Origin of the sequence: Paraburkholderia sp. WC7.3g, assembly GCF_050436345.1 — a bacterium.
GTDB classification, from domain to species: Bacteria; Pseudomonadota; Gammaproteobacteria; order Burkholderiales; family Burkholderiaceae; genus Paraburkholderia; species Paraburkholderia podalyriae.
In genome coordinates, this window is record NZ_JBNDMA010000004.1 from 730,354 (window position 1) to 749,894 (window position 19,541).

General features: G+C 61.0%; 13 protein-coding genes and 3 pseudogenes. 10 read left to right on the top strand and 6 right to left on the bottom strand.

Going from position 1 to position 19,541, the window contains the following annotated elements; genetic code table 11:
• The first annotated feature begins 399 nt into the window (after positions 1 to 399).
• The gene (locus tag OKW43_RS36705; RefSeq protein ID WP_429453426.1) at positions 400 to 1,377 is read left to right on the top strand and encodes a beta-ketoacyl-ACP synthase III; all 978 of its coding nucleotides are present in this window, start codon (positions 400 to 402) and stop codon (positions 1,375 to 1,377) included.
• Positions 1,378 to 1,718: 341 nt separating this feature from the next.
• Here OKW43_RS36705 and OKW43_RS36710 read toward each other — a convergent pair whose 3' ends face one another.
• Positions 1,719 to 2,060 carry a zinc ribbon domain-containing protein YjdM gene (locus OKW43_RS36710; RefSeq protein WP_429453428.1) on the bottom strand — a complete coding sequence of 114 codons (342 nt, stop codon included), beginning with the start codon at positions 2,058 to 2,060 and terminating at the stop codon, positions 1,719 to 1,721.
• A 445-nt stretch (positions 2,061 to 2,505) separates the two neighbouring features.
• A pseudogene (locus OKW43_RS36715) lies at positions 2,506 to 4,817 on the bottom strand (NADP-dependent malic enzyme).
• Between the two features lie 164 nt (positions 4,818 to 4,981).
• On the opposite strand from OKW43_RS36715, the gene OKW43_RS36720 reads away from it, so the two are divergent.
• The 3 genes from OKW43_RS36720 (at position 4,982) to fabZ (ending at position 8,224) form a co-directional block, all read left to right on the top strand.
• Positions 4,982 to 5,239: a hypothetical protein gene (locus OKW43_RS36720; protein WP_429453430.1), complete on the top strand. Its 258-nt coding sequence runs from the start codon at positions 4,982 to 4,984 to the stop codon at positions 5,237 to 5,239.
• A 76-nt stretch (positions 5,240 to 5,315) separates the two neighbouring features.
• Positions 5,316 to 7,445 carry an RNA polymerase sigma factor RpoD gene (gene rpoD, locus OKW43_RS36725; RefSeq protein WP_429453432.1) on the top strand — a complete coding sequence of 710 codons (2,130 nt, stop codon included), beginning with the start codon at positions 5,316 to 5,318 and terminating at the stop codon, positions 7,443 to 7,445.
• 311 nt (positions 7,446 to 7,756) lie between these two features.
• Positions 7,757 to 8,224 carry a 3-hydroxyacyl-ACP dehydratase FabZ gene (gene fabZ / locus OKW43_RS36730; protein ID WP_429453434.1) on the top strand — a complete coding sequence of 156 codons (468 nt, stop codon included), beginning with the start codon at positions 7,757 to 7,759 and terminating at the stop codon, positions 8,222 to 8,224.
• Between the two features lie 707 nt (positions 8,225 to 8,931).
• Here fabZ and OKW43_RS36735 read toward each other — a convergent pair.
• Both OKW43_RS36735 and acs read right to left on the bottom strand, forming a co-directional pair.
• Positions 8,932 to 9,738, bottom strand: a complete 807-nt coding sequence (locus OKW43_RS36735) for an IS5 family transposase (RefSeq protein ID WP_429453436.1) — start codon at positions 9,736 to 9,738, stop codon at positions 8,932 to 8,934.
• 155 nt (positions 9,739 to 9,893) lie between these two features.
• Positions 9,894 to 11,954: an acetate--CoA ligase gene (acs, locus tag OKW43_RS36740; protein WP_187639628.1), complete on the bottom strand. Its 2,061-nt coding sequence runs from the start codon at positions 11,952 to 11,954 to the stop codon at positions 9,894 to 9,896.
• Between the two features lie 396 nt (positions 11,955 to 12,350).
• Here acs and OKW43_RS36745 point away from each other — a divergent pair, with 396 nt between their 5' ends.
• The 5 genes and pseudogenes from OKW43_RS36745 (at position 12,351) to OKW43_RS36765 (ending at position 16,446) form a co-directional block, all read left to right on the top strand.
• Entirely contained in the window at positions 12,351 to 12,773 is a 423-nt protein-coding gene (locus tag OKW43_RS36745) for an amino acid-binding protein (RefSeq protein WP_187639629.1), read from the top strand.
• A gap of 584 nt (positions 12,774 to 13,357) precedes the next feature.
• Positions 13,358 to 14,578, top strand: a complete 1,221-nt coding sequence (locus OKW43_RS36750; RefSeq protein ID WP_429453438.1) for an RtcB family protein — start codon at positions 13,358 to 13,360, stop codon at positions 14,576 to 14,578.
• Between the two features lie 45 nt (positions 14,579 to 14,623).
• Positions 14,624 to 14,839 (top strand): CDGSH iron-sulfur domain-containing protein, encoded by a 216-nt coding sequence (locus tag OKW43_RS36755; RefSeq protein WP_121315150.1) that lies wholly within the window; start codon positions 14,624 to 14,626, stop codon positions 14,837 to 14,839.
• Positions 14,840 to 15,488: 649 nt separating this feature from the next.
• Complete coding sequence (locus OKW43_RS36760; protein ID WP_376776537.1) at positions 15,489 to 15,707, top strand: four-helix bundle copper-binding protein; 219 nt, start codon at positions 15,489 to 15,491, stop codon at positions 15,705 to 15,707.
• 91 nt (positions 15,708 to 15,798) lie between these two features.
• A pseudogene (locus tag OKW43_RS36765) lies at positions 15,799 to 16,446 on the top strand (dienelactone hydrolase family protein).
• On the opposite strand, the gene OKW43_RS36770 reads toward OKW43_RS36765, so the two are convergent.
• Positions 16,443 to 17,555: a CapA family protein gene (locus OKW43_RS36770; RefSeq protein WP_429453441.1), complete on the bottom strand. Its 1,113-nt coding sequence runs from the start codon at positions 17,553 to 17,555 to the stop codon at positions 16,443 to 16,445. The pseudogene OKW43_RS36765 and the gene OKW43_RS36770 sit on opposite strands and share 4 nt — an antisense overlap.
• Before the next feature lie 161 nt (positions 17,556 to 17,716).
• On the opposite strand from OKW43_RS36770, the pseudogene OKW43_RS36775 reads away from it, so the two are divergent.
• Positions 17,717 to 17,960, top strand: a pseudogene (locus tag OKW43_RS36775) (integrase); the annotation flags it as partial.
• A 351-nt stretch (positions 17,961 to 18,311) separates the two neighbouring features.
• Here the strand turns inward: OKW43_RS36775 and OKW43_RS36780 are convergent.
• A complete protein-coding gene (locus tag OKW43_RS36780; protein WP_429453442.1) occupies positions 18,312 to 19,412 on the bottom strand; it encodes an IS5 family transposase in 1,101 nt (366 codons plus the stop codon).
• Positions 19,413 to 19,541: the final 129 nt, after the last annotated feature.

Consider the following 19,541-nt stretch of genomic DNA (forward strand, 5'->3'; position numbering starts at 1 on the left):
TCACAGGCAGCCGGTGGATAATGATAATGATATTATCATGGCATGCGCTCCTCGTTTGTCTGATATCCAGATTCGGCCGGGTTACGATGCTGATCGATCCAGCGACCAAGGCGACCTTCGAGACGCATCCACGTTAATGCCGTTATGCGGGTGCCTGGCTCGTTCGCAGTCGGACACGGGCATGCAGGAAGGTGATGCCGGGACGGATGCGGGACCAATCCGGAAGCCCGCGGGCGATGGTGCGGCAATCGGAGGAAAAGCATGCGATATGCCGGCGGCGCACGTGGCGGCTGTGTACCTGCTGTTCATCGCCGGTGGCCAGGGCTGATATGAGACTCACTCAGGGACGTCCATCCTGACGGCGGCGAGATTCCTTCCACATTCTGACCGGTGTTATTCATGTTATTTGCACGGATTGTCGGAACAGGCAGTTTCCTGCCTTCGAACGTCATTTCCAACGCGGACCTGGTGTCGCCGCTTGCCAGCAGGGGCATCGAAACGAGCGACGACTGGATCTATTCACGCAGCGGCATCCAGTCCCGACGGTTCGTCGACCGTCAGTCGCAAACGAGCGATCTTGCCGTAGCGGCCGCGTCTCAGGCCCTGTCTGCGGCGGCAATCGAAGCGGATGCCATCGATCTGATCGTAGTTGCCACCACCACACCCGATGCAATCTTCCCGAGCACAGCCTGTATTGTCCAGCGGAAACTCGGAATACGAAACGGTGGTGCGGCGTTCGACATTCAGGCGGTGTGCGGTGGGTTCATCTATGCACTCACGGTCGCAGACGCGCTGATACGGGCTACTTCAGTGAAGACGGCACTCGTCATCGGGGCGGAGACATTCTCGCGACTCCTTGATTTCGAGGATCGCAGTACCTGTGTCCTGTTTGGCGACGGCGCAGGCGCTGTGGTTCTGAGATCATCCGGTGAGCTAGGGATACTTGGCGCAGCCTTGCATGCCGACGGACACCACTCGGAAATCCTCAAAGTGTCGGGCAGCATTGCCGGTGGATCTGTGCTGGGAGATCCGTTTGTGCGCATGGACGGGCCCGCAGTGTTCAAGCTGGCGGTCGGTGCGCTCCAGGCGGTAAGCGAGGAAGTCGCGGCACAGCGTGGCCTGGCGATGTCAGACTTCGCCTGGGTCGTGCCTCATCAGGCGAACATCCGCATCATGGAAGCCACGGCGCGCAAACTGGGCGTCCCGGTCGATCGCCTGATTGCCACTGTCCGTGAGCATGGCAACACATCGGCCGCTTCCATCCCCCTCGCTCTGGATCAGGCCTATCGGGACGGTCGTATCCGTCGCGGTGACAAGGTGTTGATGCATGCGGTCGGTGCTGGCGTAACCTGGGGTGCCCTGGCAATGCAGGCCTAGCGGTGCCGCTTGTGAGTATCAGGCCAGCCAGTGGCATTGTTCCGAAACGAATGCATTCCGTGCTGGTCCGGGTTTCCCTTCCAACGTTAACGCGGCACGCAGGGGTAGAGGAAAATAAATCTGTCAACGGTGCGAAAGTAATTGTGTCAACTCGCGCCCAGGTGGCGTCCGCGAATTCCGTGAGCCCCGCCGGGCAAGGCTAAGGACGACGCACAAATGAAAGCGTCGCCGGCCAAAGCCGGGTCGGGGGGCTTCCCGTGGATTCTCCTTGGCCCGTCCGATCGGGCAGGCCTCTTGCCGCTGCCGCGTCCAGCGGCGGCTCTGTGCGGCCACGCAGCTGGTCACACCTTCCTGACGAATTCCGATTTCAGGCTCATGGCGCCAAAACCATCGATCTTGCAATCGATATCGTGGTCACTGTCCACCAGTCGGATATTCTTTACCTTGGTGCCCATCTTGATCACGCCAGCCGAACCTTTCAATTTCAAGTCTTTAATGACTGTGACGGTATCTCCATCCTGCAAGACGTTTCCAGTTGAATCGCGATAAACCCTGTCAACCGTTTCGGTTGGCATGGCTGCCTGGGCCGACCATTCATGTGCGCACTCCGGGCAAATGTAGACGCCCGCATCTTCATAGGTGAACTCGGAATTGCATTTCGGACAGGAGGGTAACGTGCTCATGTGTAATCCTTGGTGCCTAACGAAGGCAAAAAAAAGCGCAAAAGTATAGCGCGATCCGGTGACTTGCTCACGGCTGGAGCGCGCGTCAGCTACCTGTCGAAACCTGTAGCGGAGCTTGCAGCAAGATGACGCGCTGTCAGAGATTCGCGTCGGGCGATTCGTAAACTGTTTGGCGAGCCGGTTGATGTTTTTTTTCTGTTAGCCAGCCTCGCTGATGTTGCGCACGAGCGCCGCGCCCAGACCCGTCCAGCATCACTCGCTCAATCGTCTGATACTCCAGGAAAAATATCTCATGCAGTAACCGGCGGCGAAACGCAAAGGAATCCCGCCGATAGCGACATGCGGCGCTCTTCCACGGAATGTCGTAGAAAACACCGGACTTGCAAGGCGAAGTCAACGCGGAAAAGGCGCTGTCCGGCCGCGCTCGCCCCCGACAGTTGAAACGTCACACCCGGGACGATGGGGATGCGGCACCTGCATCGGCGACGACCAGTGCAGTCATGTTGACGATGGCACGCACCGTGGCGGACGCGGTCAGCACATGCACCGGCTTCGCGGCACCCAGCAGCATCGGACCGATCGTGATGTTGTTGCCTGCGGCCGTCTTGAGCAGGCTGTACGCGATGTTCGCCGCATCAATATTCGGCAGGATCAGCAGGTTCGCGTCGCCTTCGAGCGTCGAGTCGGACAGCACTTCGCGCCGCAGATTCGCGTCGAGCGCGACGTCGCCGTGCATTTCGCCGTCCACCTGCAGGTCCGGCGCGCGCTCGCGCAGGATCTCCAGCGTGTCGCGCATCTTCTGCGCGGACGGCGCGTTGCTGGTGCCGAAGTTCGAGTGCGACAGCAGCGCGACTTTCGGCTCGATACCGAAACGGCACACTTCTTCAGCTGCCATGATCGTGATCTCGGCCAGCTGCTCGGGCGTCGGATCCACATTCACGTGCGTATCGACCAGGAAAATCTGGCGATTCGGCAGCACCAGCCCATTCATCGCCGCATAGACGTTGCGGCCTTCCTTCTTGCCGACCACCTGATCGATGAAGTGCAGGTGCCGATGTGTCGTGCTGACCGTGCCGCAGATCATGCCATCTGCCTCGCCCTTCTTCACCAGCATCGCGCCGATCAGCGTCGTGCGGCGGCGCATTTCGAGCTTGGCCATCTGCTCATCGATGCCCTTGCGAGCCATCAGCCGGTGATACTCCTGCCAGAAGTCGCGATAACGTTCGTCGTGGTCGGTGTTGACGATCGTGAAGTCGACACCCGGCGTAAGACGCAGGCCATAGCGCTCGATCCGGTGCTTGATGACCTCCGGCCGGCCGATCAGAATCGGCGTCGCGAGCTTTTCGTCGACCACGATCTGGATCGCGCGCAGCACGCGCTCTTCTTCGCCCTCTGCGAATACGATGCGTTTCTTCTCCGCCTCGACGCTGCGCGCCAGCTGGAAAATGGGCTTCATCGTCGTGCCGCTGTGGTAGACGAATTGCTGCAGGTGCTGCTCGTAGGAGTCCATGTCTTTGATGGGACGGGTCGCGACGCCCGAATCCATCGCGGCCTTCGCTACCGCCGGTGCGATCTTGACGATCAGGCGCGGATCGAAAGGCTTCGGAATCAGGTAGGCAGGACCAAACGACAGGTCCTGGATGCCGTACGCCGTCGCGACGATGTCGCTCTGCTCCTGGCGCGCCAGTTCCGCGATCGCATTGACCGCCGCGATTTCCATTTCACGTGTCACTGTCGTCGCGCCCGCGTCCAGCGCGCCGCGGAACAGGAACGGGAACACCAGCACGTTGTTCACCTGGTTCGGATAATCCGTGCGGCCGGTGGCGATCACCGCGTCCGGACGCACTTCGAGCGCGAGTTCTGGCAGGATTTCGGGCGTCGGATTGGCAAGTGCGAAGATCAGAGGTGCCGTCGCCATTTGCGCCACCATGTCAGCCTTGAGGACGCCGCCGGCCGACAGGCCGAGGAAAATGTCTGCACCGCCGATCGCATCAGCCAGCGTGCGGGCGTCGGTTTCGCGTGCGAAGCACTCCTTGTGTCCGGGTCCATCAGTTCGGTGCGGCCCTTGTAGACCACGCCGGCCAGGTCGGTGACGGTGATGTTCTCGAGAGGCAGGCCGATGTCGACCAACAGGTCCAGACAGGCCAGCGCCGCCGCGCCCGCGCCGGACGACACCAGCTTGACCTTCCTGATGTCCTTGCCGACCACCTTCAGACCGTTGGTGATGGCTGCCGCGACGACGATCGCCGTGCCGTGCTGGTCGTCGTGGAAGACCGGAATCTTCATGCGCTTGCGGCACTCGCGTTCGACAATGAAGCAGTCCGGCGCCTTGATGTCTTCGAGGTTGATGCCGCCGAAGGTCGGCTCGAGCGCGGCGATCACGTCGACCAGCTTGTGCGGATCGGACTCGTTCAGCTCGATATCGAACACGTCGATGCCGGCGAACTTCTTGAAGAGCACGGCCTTGCCTTCCATGACCGGCTTCGACGCGAGCGGGCCGATGTTGCCCAGACCCAGCACCGCGGTGCCGTTCGTGACGACGCCGACCAGGTTGCTGCGCGCGGTGAAACGCGCGGCGTTCAGCGGGTTCTCGACGATTTCCTCACACGCGAACGCAACGCCCGGCGAGTACGCCAGCGCGAGGTCGCGCTGGTTGATCATCTGCTTGGTCGGTGCGATCGCGATCTTGCCCGGCGTCGGGAACTCGTGATAATCGAGGGCGGCTTCGCGGAGTTTGCCTTGGACTGTGGTAGGCATGATGTCCCCTGGTTATCAATATTTGCAGCCAATGATAATGATATTATCACGTCAACGGCATGCACAGAGGCGCTGTGACGCCAGACTTCGCGGCACCATGCGCGCGCCTGTCGAGGCCCGGCAAGGCAAGACCGTCAGCAGAAATGGATTAGGGGAAAGCTCAGATGAATTCAGCTCCACGCAGCAACGACCTTGGACGTCTGCGCCTGCATCACGATCCGGTCAGCCCCGAAGGGCATCAGGTGCAGGCGCATCGCGACGTCATGCTGCAGGCATCACCCGACGGCAGAACCGTCGTGCTCATCGAGATCGAGGAGCGATACAGCGATCATCACGCGACGGGTCCCGAACAGGAGGTCCGGTATGAGATTTCGGTATCTGAACTGGTCCAACTGATCCGGGCGCATGGTGCGCGCCTCTGAAATGGCTATTCACCTCGCGAAGGCTGCCGCACGTGCAGCGCGCTAACCCTGACGTCATATTCAAAGGAACGACCGCGTGACGAAAAAGGCTGTGAAGAGGCAGACACTGGACGTGGTGCCGGGTGACCTCAACGTGAAGAATGGACACGCTGGCAGAGGCGCTACGGATCGCGCACGCGCGGCGGTCGCGGTGACACCGCGACCAATGGACTCCTCGACGCGGGACGGCGCGCGGGACACCGGGTCCGCGGTTGGAGCAGTTCCACCGGGGACCGCTCCACGCCGGACGAAAGCAAATGCACGTGTCAATGACGCCACTGCAGCGCTACCGGATGACTCCACCGGAGAAAATGAAAGTAGCCGCGCGGACCTGAGGGCGCTGATCAAGCTGGGAAATGAGCGCGGTTTTGTCATTCGTGGGGAAATCAGCGACTGCCTGCCTGAGCGTCTGGCGCAACCTGATGCGATCGAAAGCGTGATCAAGGCTTTCAGCGACATGGGCATCGCCGTAGTCGAGCAGGCACCGGACGTCGAGTCCATGGTGATGCACGATCATGCGGTCGCGGGTTCGTCCGATGAGCAGGTCGAGGAAGAGGCCGTGGCAGCCATCTCAAGCGTGGACGCCGAGTTCGGCCGCACCACCGATCCCGTGCGCATGTACATGCGGGAGATGCGTACCACTGAACTCCTCACCCGCCAGGGTGAGATTGCACTTGCGAGACGCATCGAAGAGGGCCGCAACGACATGATCCGGGCCATATCTTCGTGCCCGACAACGATCGCGGACCTGCTGGCGATAGCTGACGCTGTTGCCAGCGGCGCAACCCCGATCGAAGAGTTTGTCGATGGGATGATCGATCCGGCTGCGGTGCAGACGGATGACATGGTTGCCGTCGCGGAGGAAAGCGTCGACGGCGATCAGGTTCTCGGCGAGGATCAGGGCGACGAAGATGATGATGGTGCCGAAGCCGCGTCGGCCAATCTGCACAGCGAGACTCTGAAGCGTGAGGCGCTGGAGAGGTTCGCGACGGTAGCCGGGTGGTTTGGGAAATTACGCGACGCATACGAGACGGAGGGTTACGGATCCGACTGTTATCGCACGGCACAGGCGGCGATCGAGGCCGAACTGATGACGATCCGCTTCACGGCCCGCACGATCGACCGTTTGTGCGGCGCGTTGCGGGTATCCGCCAATGAGGTACGAACCATCGAGCGCGAAATTGCCCGGATCGCCGTTGACCGGTGTGATGTGCCTCGCGACACGTTTATCGCGCATTTCCGGGGCAACGAGACCAGCCCGGCGTGGCTACAGCAACTCATCGCGGCAGGGCGCCCGTTCAGCGGCGTGCTGGAGCGAAACCTCCCCGCGATCTGGCTGGAGCAGGAAAAGTTGCTCGCCCTGCAAAAGCGGGTCGTGCTGCCGCTCGACGATTTCAGGGATGTCTGCCGCGCGATGGCCGCCAGTGAAGCGAAAATGCTGGGCGCGAAAGGTGAAATGATCGAAGCGAATCTGCGGCTGGTGATCTCGATCGCGAAGCGGTACGTGAATCGCGGCCTGCTGTTTCTCGATCTGATACAGGAAGGCAATATCGGTCTGATGCGCGCCGTTGACAAGTTTGAATACCGTCGTGGGTACAAGTTCTCCACCTACGCGACCTGGTGGATCCGGCAGGCCATCAGCCGGTCGGTTGCCGATCAGGCGCGCACCATCCGGGTCCCTGTCCACATGATCGAGTCGATCAACAAACTGAAACGGATGTCGCGCCAGATCCTGCAGGAAACCGGACGGGAACCCGACGCCGCCGCGCTGGCGGAGCGGATGGGGATGCAGGAAAACAAGGTTCGGGCAATGCTGCGGATCGTCAGGGAGCCGGTTTCCCTGGATGCGTCCGTCGGGGAAAACGACGATACGTCGGTAGGCGACCTGATCGAGGACCCTGCGGCGATTTTGCCCGACGATGCAGCGCTTCAGGCCAGCATGCGGGATGCCGTCAGCGAGGCGCTCACGACGTTGACGCCACGCGAGGCGAAGATTCTGCGCCTGCGTTTCGGTATCGAGAGCAGCAGGGACCATACACTTGAGGAACTCGGACTGCAGTTTGAGGTAACGCGTGAGCGAATCCGCCAGATTGAAGCGAAGGCACTGCGCAAGCTGAGGCATCCGGCCCGGTCCGAGCGATTGAAGTCGTTCCTGGGCGAGCAGTAGAAACCTGTGGTGATACGCGGTGCTGCGGGGCCGGGTACACCGGATGAGAAACGGAGCGCTGCGTTGACGTGAAATCTCGACAGATTGCGCGACCGTATCAAGGCATTCGACGTGGCGGCTGCCGATGCCTCGGACGACAAGGCGTAGGCACCGGACAAGGTTCGGGCGAATATCAGGCAAGAGGCGTCGGTCAGCTGCAACCGGGTGGCGTCAGCCTCCGGATCACAAAAAGCGACGGCAGCGCGCGTTACCAACTCCCGCACCGGCATCCGAAGTCATCATCGCGCAGTCAATGCGTGAACAGAAATACCATGAGCACTGAAAAAATCAATCTCGATATTCACAGGATTCTCACGCTGCTGCCGCATCGCTATCCGATCCTGCTGGTCGATCGGGTGCTCGAACTCGAGCCGCACAAGCGCATCAGGGCGCTGAAGAATGTATCGATCAACGAACCGTACTTCATGGGCCACTTCCAAAGTTGTCCTGTGATGCCGGGCGTGCTGATTCTGGAAGCGCTCGCGCAAACGGCTGCGCTGTTGACGTTCTCGGAAGAGCCGCATGATCCGGCCAGCACGCTGTACCTGTTCGTCGGCATCGACAACGCGCGCTTCAGGCGCGTGGTGGAACCCGGCGACCAACTGATCCTGAACGCGACGTTCGAGCGGCATATGCGCGGTATCTGGAAGTTCAAGGCTCGCGCCGAAGTGGATGGCGTGGTCGCGGCAGAGGCCGGTCTGATTTGCACGGTCAGACAGACGGATGGGGACGGGCAGTAAGGTAGCTTCGGACGCTGAATCGGCCTCCAGACAACAAAAACGCAATGGACGCGGAAGCGCACGAGCAGGATCCGTCGTGATCCTGGCACCTCCAGTTCGGCAGTGGGAGCGCGTTCTGAATAGTCCTCCCGTAGGAAATCCCCTACACGTTGTCATCCCTGTCCTATCGACGATTTATCCGGTACTGATTTTTTTACGCAATGTGTCCTGCGATACTAGTCGTATGGCTGGATGGCTTTGGACCTATCGTGTTCGGTTGAAATTCAGCAACACGAATTGTTACCCTCGGTGCGTCACAGACATCACGTGAAAATGATCGACTTTCTGCGCACTTTGTCCTTGCGACGAAAAATTCGCGATCTGCCCACGATCAGCGTCAGGACCACGACGAACGACGCCGGATCGCCAACGTTGCCCAGTCCGGTTTGGGAAACCCGTCGCAGGTGAAAAGGTGGGGGAAGCGACTTACGGTCTGTCGCCACTCCGAGATCATCTGTACATCTATCGGCTTGTGGTACCAGAGCCGGTCCGGCGACGAGGTTACGGTCTCACGTTCCTGCTGCTCCTGCACAATACCTACCGGGTGCCGATCACTCCAATTGTTGAGGTTCATTGCGCAGAACAGTTCTGGGACGCTGCGCGAGAATGGCGGCAGGTCGGGCTGACGGTGACACCCGGGCGGGCGCGCGCCAGTGTGCTAGAGGGTGTTAGGCACTTTTGTTAAGGGCTGCAAAGTGAACAAGCATAAGCACGGAGAATACGACGAAGTGCAAACCGGCCAAGGTTTCAGGCAATCGCTCATAGTCTCTGGCCAGTCGGCGGAAGCGGTTGAGCCAGCCGAAGCTGCGCTCGACCACCCAACGGCGCGGCAACAGCACGAAGCCCTTTTTCGCCTCCGACAGCTTGATTACCTGAAGCTCTATTCCTTCGTCGAGTGCTGCCTGCGCAGGCTCTTCGCCGGTGTATCCCTGGTCCGCGAACGCCACCTTGACCGTCTGGCCGGTGGCCTGCTGAACCTGACGGGCCAGTTCTCCGACCTGCGCGCGTTCCTGTTCGTTGGCCGGCGTAACATGCACAGCAAGCAGTTGCCCCAAAGTATCAACCGCCATGTGGACCTTGCTGCCGCGTTTGCGCTTGTAACCGTCATAACCGGCGCGAGGTCCACTTTCGCAGGTCGACTGCAGCGTCCGTCCGTCGAGAATGACCGCGCTGGGTTGGCCACGACGCTGCTGCGCGATCCGGATGATCGAACGCAGGTCATTGACCATAGCCTCGAAACAGCCGGCCTGAATCCAGCGTTGCGTCTGCTGGTAGACCAGTTCCCAGGGCGGAAAGTCATTTGGCAACAAACGCCATGGTGCACCCGCGCGTACGATCCAGCGTAGCGCGTTGAACATCTCGCGCAGTTCGTAACGGCGTTGCGGTGCGTCCTTGTTCATCAAGGTCAGGTACGGAGCGGCGAAGTACCATTCTTCGTCCGACACATCCGTTGGGTATGGCCTGCGTTTTTTCATCCTGCCAGGATACCAGGTCCGACAAAAAGTGCCTAACACCCTCTAGAAGAGCTGGCCCGCTGGAGGCATATTCGGGCTGGTATTAACGTCTCCTTGCCGGGGCCGCCGATGACAGATTGATATATTGGGGCGCGCATTCGATGCGCGCCTTTGCGCTACCTGGCGAGCTCCTTGATCTGTTCAACAATCTCCGGATTGGCGAGGGTGGACACGTCGCCGGGATCCTGATGACTGGAAATCGCCGCGAGCACACGGCGCATGATTTTTCCCGAGCGCGTCTTGGGCATATCGGGCACGATGACGACACGGCGCGGCCGCGCGATGGCGCCGATCTGGGAAACCACCGATGCCGTGACTTTATCCGCAAGCTTCACGGAGGGCGCGAGTCCCGGTTTCAATGAAACATAGAGGTCAGGCACCTTGCCTTTTATCGGGTCGGCGACCGGCACCACTGCTGCCTCGACAACCTCGGACACGAGAAGAGCTGCCGACTCGATTTCCTTGGTACCGAGGCGATGGCCGGCGACATTGATCACGTCGTCAATGCGGCCGAGGATCCGATAGTAACCGTCCAGTGCCTGCACCGCGCCATCACCAGCCATATACGGCCAGTCGCGCCAGTCCTTACTCCCGGGATCCTTGCAATAGCGCGCGTAGTACTGGCTGACGTAGCGATCCGGGTCCTTCCAGATAGTCTGGAAGGATCCGGGCCAGGGGTTGCGGATGCAGATGTTGCCGGCCTTCCCCGAACCGCCTGGCAGCTCCTTTCCCTCGTCGTCGTAGATCACCGGATGAATGCCTGGAATAGCGGGGCCCGTGCTGCCGGGTTTCATCTTGTGGATTGCCGGCACCGTGCTGCAAAGGAATCCGCCGTTTTCGGTCTGCCACCAGGTGTCCACGATGACCGCCTCGCCCTTGCCGACCACAGCGTGGTACCACTTCCACACTTCAGGCTCGATAGGTTCACCAACGGTCGTCATGTGTTTGAAACGGTAGTTGTATTTCGCGGGTTCGTCAGGTCCGCTGCGTCGTAGCGCGCGGATTGCCGTGGGCGAAGTGTGGAAGATGTTGACGCCAAGGTTTTCAGCGATACGCCACGGTCGTCCCGCGTCCGGATACGCGGGCACACCTTCGTACATGACCGAGGAAGCGGCGAGCGCGAGCGGACCGTAGACGATGTAGGAGTGGCCGGTGATCCAGCCGATGTCGGCCATGCACCAGTAAACGTCTTCGGGATGGATGTCCTGGATGTACTTTGACGTCCACGTGACGTAGGCAAGGTAGCCACCGGTGGAGTGCTGGCAGCCTTTGGGCCGCCCTGTGGTGCCGCTTGTGTACATGAGGAAAAGCGGCGCCTCGGCCGGCATCTGCACGGGCTCGACCCGTTTGCCACGGAATTTCCCGAGGACTTCGTTGATGATGACGTCGCGTCCATCCACGAGCTTCGTGGGACTTGAGTATCTGCCCGGGTAGCGCTGCCAGATCAGAACCTTGTCGACCGGATGACCGGTGCTGGCGGCCTCCGTGACTGCAGCATCAGCCTTCTCCTTGTGATCAAGGAGCTCGCCGGCGCGGTAATAGGCGTCCATCGTGATCAACAGGCGGCTCCCGGAATCCGCGACGCGATCGCCGCACGCCTTTCCACTGAATCCGCTGAAGACCTGCGAGTGAATCACACCGAGCCGGGCGCAGGCGAGCATGGTGATGGGGAGCTCCGCGACCATCGGCATATGCAGGGTCACCCGGTCGCCCGTCTTCAGGCCACCGAAATCGCGTAGCAGGGCCGCAAACTCGTTGACGCGTACGAAAAGCTCCTGGTAGGTGAGGTGCTGTATCGCTTCACTCTCCGGCTCGGGCACGAAATGGATCGCCGTCTTGTTCCTGTAGCTGGGGAGGTGGCGATCCACACAGTTGTAACACGCGTTGATCCTGCCGCCGACGAACCAGCGCCAGAACGGGGGATGGCTGGCGTCGAACGTCGTCTCCCAGTATTTGTACCAGTCCAGAAGGTCCGCGAACTCCTTGAAGTACCCGGGGAAGTTGTCGAGGGAAAAGCGTTCGAACACACGTGGATCTGCCAGATTGGCCTGGGCAACGAATGGAGTCGGCGGCGGGAAATAGTCTTCCTCCGGCCAGTGCACGGCGATCTGCGCCTCGGAGACGTCGACCGTCTGTTGCTCGGTGGTAGCGTGGCGCGGTGACTTGTTACGCGACATGACAGCTCCTCCTTGATTCCGGGGCCCTTCCGGGCTCGACACTGCCAAACGGCGCGACAGCATGTTTTTCTGTTGCCATTCAGGGCAACCGCTGAGATGACGTACTGCATGAACCCATTTAAGTCCAGGCCGGCTGTGTTACCAAGTCAGGCGGGTGAGCGATCGACTTCCGCGGCGGACCGGCATCAACATACCCTGCGTCGACCATCAGCGTATTCCGCCGTCCGCGGAGTCAACATACCCGATTACGCGCGGCCCGCTTTTTACGTGCAGGTTCGGTTAATCAGGTTAATCGACGGGACGCAATATCCACGTGTCGATCACGCTGGCCTTGCCCGCCGGTCGCTCGTGAAGTAGATTTTCTTGATTGAGACGTAACAGGCGGGAGGAACTGCCATGGAACTGATTGTGGAACGGGTTGATGTCTGGGCAGCCACCATCGAGGACAAACCGGGCGGGCTCGCGACAGTATTAAGCGCCCTGCGGGATGCTGGGGCGGACTTGCAGTTCGTCGTTGCGCGACGCACGCCGGAAGCACCGGGCAAGGGGGTCGTGTTTGTCGCACCGCTGCAGGGGGACAGCGAGATCCGTGCCGCCGCACAGGTGGGGTTCAACGTCACCCCGAGCCTTCACTCCGTCCGTGTGATGGGGCTGGACCAGCTGGGGATCGTCGCGGAATTGACCCAGAAGCTGGCAGACGGGGAAATCAACCTCCGCGGTGTGTCGGCTGCTGTACTCGGCTCCCAGTTCATTGCCTATCTCGCGGTCGACTCGCTGGAGGATGCCAATCAGGCGATGGACATCCTGCAGAGGGCTTGACGCACCGCGTCAGGCGGTGCCTGTCGCGAACAGGTGAACACGCCCCTGGCGCGCTGAGGAGCCAGAGATGCCAGTGAGCGGCCGCTATGAAGCACGTAATGGTCGGATTCGCACGGGTCCACTACGGCCGCCGATGACGCGACGAGTGTGATTGGCGGGCGAAGGTCCGATAATTGCGCGCAGCCGACGTTTGAGTGCCAGTCTGAGGGCACGAACGAACGGCCGTAGATGGCCGCGCGCCGCCTCATGCAATTGACATATGTTGCTTGAACCTCGCGAGGCTGCGATCGGCAGCACGCGACCCACGGCCGTCGTTCGAAGGTCCGTCACCGCAACGGCAGCTTACTCGGGAACAGCGGTCATCCGACATCCCGCGCTGAGCGACATGAACTGGCCTTTTCGGCCGGCAAGACAACTCGTTCGGATCCGATGGCACAGGTCGCTGGAGGTGAATAATTGACCCGGCTTGATAAAGACGCCCGTGATGGGCCGGTTGTCGAAACGGAAAAACCGGCTCACGCTAAGGTCATACGCCGCGCACTGACACCCGTGCCGATGAGCGAAGCTGACGAAGGGACAGAGACATGAGCCTTGTCGATTATCAACTGATGGAAGTGGCAAGCGGCAAGGCCGTGAAGATGTGGGCGCAGGGCGTCGCGATTGAGGAGGCGGCTCGCCGGCAACTGAGAAACACGGCCCGCATGCCGTTCGTGTTTAGGCACCTTGCCGTAATGCCGGACGTGCACGTGGGCAAGGGGTCGACGATCGGCAGCGTGATTCCGACACAAGGAGCGATCATCCCGGCGGCGGTGGGCGCGGATATCGGCTGCGGAATGATGGCGGTTCGCACGACGCTGACGGCCGCGGAGCTGCCCCATTCGCTTTCGGGCGTACGCGGCGCGATCGAGCGCGCCGTGCCGCACGGCAGCGCGCAAGGGCGACGCGACCCGGGCGCATGGTCGCGTCCGCCGCCGGCCGTCGACGAGGCCTGGAAACTGCTGGCGCCCGGTTTTCAGCGCATCGTCGGCAAGTATCCTTCCCTCGCGCGCACGAACAACCACACGCACGTCGGCACGCTCGACACCGGCAATCACTTCATCGAGGTATGCCTCGACGAGGAGGACGACGTCTGGTTCATGCTGCACAGCGGATCGCGCGGTGTGGGCAATGCGATCGGGAGCCTGTTCATCGAGCTGGCTCGGGCCGACATGCGTCAACACCTTGCGAATCTTCCGGACAAAGACCTCGCGTACTTCAAGGAAGGTAGCCGGCACTTCGACGACTATGTTGAGGCGGTCGGCTGGGCGCAGGAGTACGCGCGCCGCAACCGTGAGGTCATGATGAGTGCCGTGATCGGTGCGGTGCGCATGACTATTGGCAAACCCTTCACCATCGACGAGCACGCGGTGAACTGCCACCACAATTACGTGCAGAAGGGGCGGCACTTCGGCGCCGACGTGTTCGTCACGCGTAAAGGGGCGGTGTCGGCACGAGTGGGCGAGCTCGGCATCATTCCGGGTTCGATGGGCGCGAAGAGCTTCATCGTGCGCGGTCTCGGCAATGAAGAGAGCTTCTGCTCATGCAGTCACGGCGCCGGGCGCGCGATGAGCCGGAAGGACGCCAAACGGCGCTTCACGGTCCAAGATCAAATCAGGGCGACGGCGCACGTCGAATGCCGAAAGGATGCGGGGGTCGTCGATGAAATTCCGATGGCCTACAAGGACATCGACGCCGTGATGGCCGCGCAGCGGAGCTTGGTCGTGGTGGTTCATACGCTGCGTCAGGTGGTTTGCGTGAAGGGTTAGGCTCTGATTGGCTTGCGACGGTCAGTCGATTCGTAGGAGGTGGATATGGCAACGGCAATCATCACCCCGAGAAATAACGGTCCGTATCACATCAAAGGTGATTTCACGATCACGACGCAAGGGGGCAGGCAGATTCAAGTCGAGAAAGATGAGGTCTGGCTCTGCCGTTGCGGGCACTCGAATAACAAGCCGTTTTGCGACGGGTCGCATCGGAAGGTAGAGTTTAAGAGTGATCTGGATGAGGGGGCGGGTAAAGAATAGATTTGCGCCGTCGCGGGACGCGCGTGAATGACTCTTTGCAGGGCCACTGAAGGTCTTTTTGCGACCCTGAGCCGCCCCTCGAGCAGGCGCAGACTGAGCGGCAGCTTTCAAGGATAGAACGGCCGCCGCTCCACTGGAGCAGGCGGCAACGTTGCGGTCGTTGCACTCATTTGCTATCGCCGTTGGTCCAAGGCCAAGGTTGGCCGCACTGGGACGCTTCGGTTGAGACGGATGTCGATCTCCGAGCGGCCATCGCGGATAGCGTCAACCTTCGAGACTAGTGCCTCTGTTGTCGCCTTGTCTCGAAGAATATCTTCCGGAACCGCGGCGAACCGGTACAGCGAATCAAACTCGAAACGTTTAACGAAGCTATTCGCGAGGAATCCGGCTCGCAGCTTCGCTTTACGGCACCGACACGAGCGACTACGCTGCTATGAGAGCCGCGCTGGTCGGCCCTGAAGTTATCGCAACACCTTGCGCCTTGCCTTGGAGGAGAGCACGCGGCGGACGCCGAACAACTCTATTCAAGTCTGGAGCTTCGTCGATGAACCCCGAAATCTATCAGCCGTCTATTGAAGCCTGCGATGCTTGTGCCGCTGCCTGCGATCGCTGCGCATCCGCCTGCCTCGATGAACCGGGCAGGGTGAACATGGCCAAATGTATTCGCCTCAACGCCGATTGCTCTTCGCTATGCCGCCTCACATCTGCGGCCTTGGCTCGACAAAGCCATTTCGCACCCGAGTTTTGCGAACTCTGCGCACGGATCTGCGACGAGTGCGCCGATGAATGTGCGCGGCACGCCCCCGAGCACTGCGGCACATGCAGCGATGCGTGCCGGAGATGCGCGGAAGCCTGCCGGGCAATCTAGTGTCTTGCTCAGCGTCAGCGCGCCCGCGAGGACGACGGCGAGCGCGTCGCGTATCGGGTCGGAATACTGTCGTACCCGGCTTGAGGATGTCATGGAACCTCGGCTCCAAATGCAGGAAGTCACCATTCCGGTGGAGGACGCCTCCCTGATGGGCACGCTCGCGCTGCCACAGGACGCTCAATGACTGGTTCTGCTCGCGCACGGCAGCGGCAGTTCACGGTTCAGCCCTCGAAACCAGTACGTGGCCACCGAACTCAATCGGGCCAGCATCGGAACGCTGCTGATGGACTTGCTCTCCGAGCAGGAAGACACCGGTCGCGCTGCCCGCTTCGACATCGAACTGCTGGCAGTGCGTCTCGCGCAAGCAACGGCCTGGATCGCGGCGAAGCAGACGACACGCCTCTCGTTCGGCTACTTCGGCGCGAGCACGGGCGCGGCTGCGGCGATCCGCGCGGCGCACGTGTCGTCGTTTCCGATTGAGGCGATTGTTTCGCGAGGCGGCAGGCCCGATCTCGCCGGACGCGACGTCCTCGCCGCGGCGCAGGCGCCTACGTCGCTCGTGGTAGGCGGGCTCGACGCCAATGTCATCGAAGTCAACCGGGAGGCTTTCGCTCTGCTCGAATGTCCGAAGGATCTTGTGATCGTCCCCGGCGCGACCCACCTGTTCGAAGAGCCCGGCACACTGGAAGCCGTTGCGCGGTACGCGGTGCAGTGGTTCGAGCGTTATCTCGGCGCCTAAGCGCCCGCACGCAGCACGAGCGTGTCGTTAGCGCGGCGCTCCATAGTGGCGCCCAATGGCTGACTCTCCCGATTCAGCGTTTCGTGTAACCATCGAATGCCTTCTTCAGGCGCCCGGTTGATTTGGAAGTGGCGTGTCTGCGTCGGCGTCATCGACAGTTCGGCCAGCGTGCCCGTTTCAAGGTCGAGCGTGGGAAAATACATCAGCGCAAGGTCGCTGCGAAACGCTTCCTGACCGCCGATACCTTCATAGTCGTTGATGAAGTCCCCGGCACCGTACAGGACGAGTTTGCCTCGATACAGCTCGATGCCCTTCACGTGGTGCGATGAATGGCCGTGTACGAGATTCACGCCCGCCGAATCGATGAGTTCGTGCGCGAAGTATCGCTGCGAAGCAGGTATGTCGAAATCGAAGTTCTCGCCCCAATGGATCGAGACGATGACGATGTCGGCTGCCTGCCTGACCGCTCGCACCTGCGCTGCGATCGTGCATACGGTGTCAGCCGAAAGATCAGAGAGCCGGTTCACGCCGGGGCGGCCCCGATCGGCGGCCCAGTCCGCGCCCACGCCGCTGCATTCCGTGGCAAAGGCGAAGATCATCACTCTGCCGCCGCCCGCCAGTTCGATCAAGGCAGGCGCGGCCGCCTCGACGTCGTCCTGCCCCGCGCCAGCCGTATGAATGCCGGCTGAACGCAAGGCATTCAGAGTTTCCTTCAACCCGCGATAGCCCCAGTCGAGCACATGATTATTCGCGAGCGCGCAGCAGTCGATTTTCGCGGCGCTCAAGACGGGCGCGTTGGCGGGATGCATGCGGTAGTGGATGCCCTTTCTGGGCCATGCGTCCTCGCTGGATGTGACGGCCGTCTCGAGGTTGATGATGCGCGTGGCAGGACTCATGCGCTCCAGTTCGAGCAGCGCATCGCCCCACACGTAGCCGAACGGGACACACTCCGGTAACGGGCCGGTTTTCGCTTCAGCGAGGCGCACATAGCCTCTCGCCGAACGCATATAGGGTTCGAAGAGATGGGGCCGGTTCGGATGCGGCAGTATCTGATCGATACCGCGTCCCAACATCACGTCCCCGCACAGAAACAGCTTGACGCAGTTCATCCTTCGGGAAAAAACCAATGTTCCCGGTGCAGCAAGCCACCCAAGACGCCTTCAAGATAGTTTGCTGGCACTTCGGCGTCCAGAGTTCGGGGCTGTACAGAAGCGCCTGCCGCGTGCAGTCACTGCTTCGCACTCGCGACGCAGGTTCTACAATCGTCCCGCTCTCATCGCTCACGACCGACGATGCGATCGCGTACCGGGGCGTTCCTGCGCCGGCCGGCGCCGGCCGCGCGCTGGACGGGCCCGCCGCGGCCGCGCGATTCCGCCGAATGGCGGCCGTTCGCGCGCGGCCTGACGGTCCGCTCCGCCGCGTATGCGCTCGCCGTGTTGCGCGCGCTCTTTGCGTGGCTCGCCGGCCAGCACCACGTGATCATCAATCCGTTTGCCGGCGTCATCGTGCGCGGCGACACTCCGAATTCTTGAGCGTTCGTGGCAGACGGGTTTGCGGCCCACGCTAACGTTCAATGTGCACATCGACCGCGTCGTGCGAATCTCGATGCGCAGTGCAGCCCATTCTCAGATGATTTTGGACGCAGCCGGCCGGAGCACCATATCGCATGGCGCCTCCTGAATTGCTATCCCTCTTTCACTGAGCGCCTAGCAGGCTGCGGAAATACACCCCTCCAAAAGCAACGTCCATCGCTCTGCGCGGCTACCGCCGCGCAATTTTCTGCATTACGAAATTTCAACGTGAATCCAGCTTATTTTTCGACAGTTTGAGGCCTGTTTTCGCCCTCATTACCGCAATCGCTGCCACTACGGGCGGACCTGTCCTAGCGAACGCATGCGCACGAGGTTGTAGGCGGCCATGTTCAACACGAACATCTGGTCGACTTTCTTCAACCCGCGCACCATCACCTGGCGCATGCGCCCCACGGTCTTCGCCCACCCAAAACCTTGTTCGATCAGCTTGCGCTTTTGCTGCGATATCGCGTAGCCCACACTGCGCGCAATCGCATCGGGCACCGCAGAACGGCGACCCGAGGTGTTCTGCGCCACGTGCGGCGTGACCTTCATCTGCTGGCAAGCTTCGATGAATTCCTGTGCGTCGTAACCCTTGTCTGCGCCCAGCGTGATTTGCGCAGCCGCTTCGTCCGCTGCTTGCCGCGCATCATTGATCATGACCTTGGCCGCTTCACGTTCGGCATGTCCGTCAGCACAACTCACGCGGGCGTTGACCACCAGTCCATGGCGGTTGTCGGTCAGCGTGTGGCCCATGTAACGCAATTCGCTGGCAGTCTTGCCCTTGCGGTAAAGCCGTGCATCGGGATCAGTCTTCGACTCGTGCGTCTCGTTGCTCCGCTTGCTGCCCTTGAAGTCGCCCGCGCCGCTGCCGCCGTCGTTATCCCTGTCGTCACCGTCCTTGCGCACAAAGCTCTTGTGTCCCGCCCACGCCTGGATCAGCGTGCCGTCCACGCTGAAGTGCTCGCCCGACAACCAGTTCTTCTTCTGCGCGATGGACAGCACTTCGTTGAAGAATTCGACCACCGCATCGTGCCTGATCAAACGCTCGCGGTTCTTCGTGAATACCGTCGGCACCCAGACCGAATCGTCCATCGACAGACCAATAAACCACCGAAACAGCAGGTTGTATTGCGTTTGCTCCATGAGCTGGCGTTCAGACCGGATGCTGTACAGCACCTGCAGCAGCATCGCCCGAAGCAGCTTCTCCGGCGCGATGCTCGGCCGACCTCCCTTGATGTCGGCCTCGTACATCCCGGCAAACACCCCATCCATCTTAGCCAGCGCCTCGTTCGCCATGACGCGAATCGAGCGCAGCGGATGCGAGGTCGGAACGAAATCGTCCAGCTTGCGCACGGAAAACAGACTCTCGGTGAACGTGTCGGTGCCGCGCATGATCTCCAGGGGGCGGGTGAGGTCCTTACATCAACGCTTTTGCTATCCGTCGCGATGACTTCAGCGCGAGGTATTTCCGCAGCCTGTTAGTAGCGGCGGAAGCGACTGACACGTGAGGTCCATGTAGTA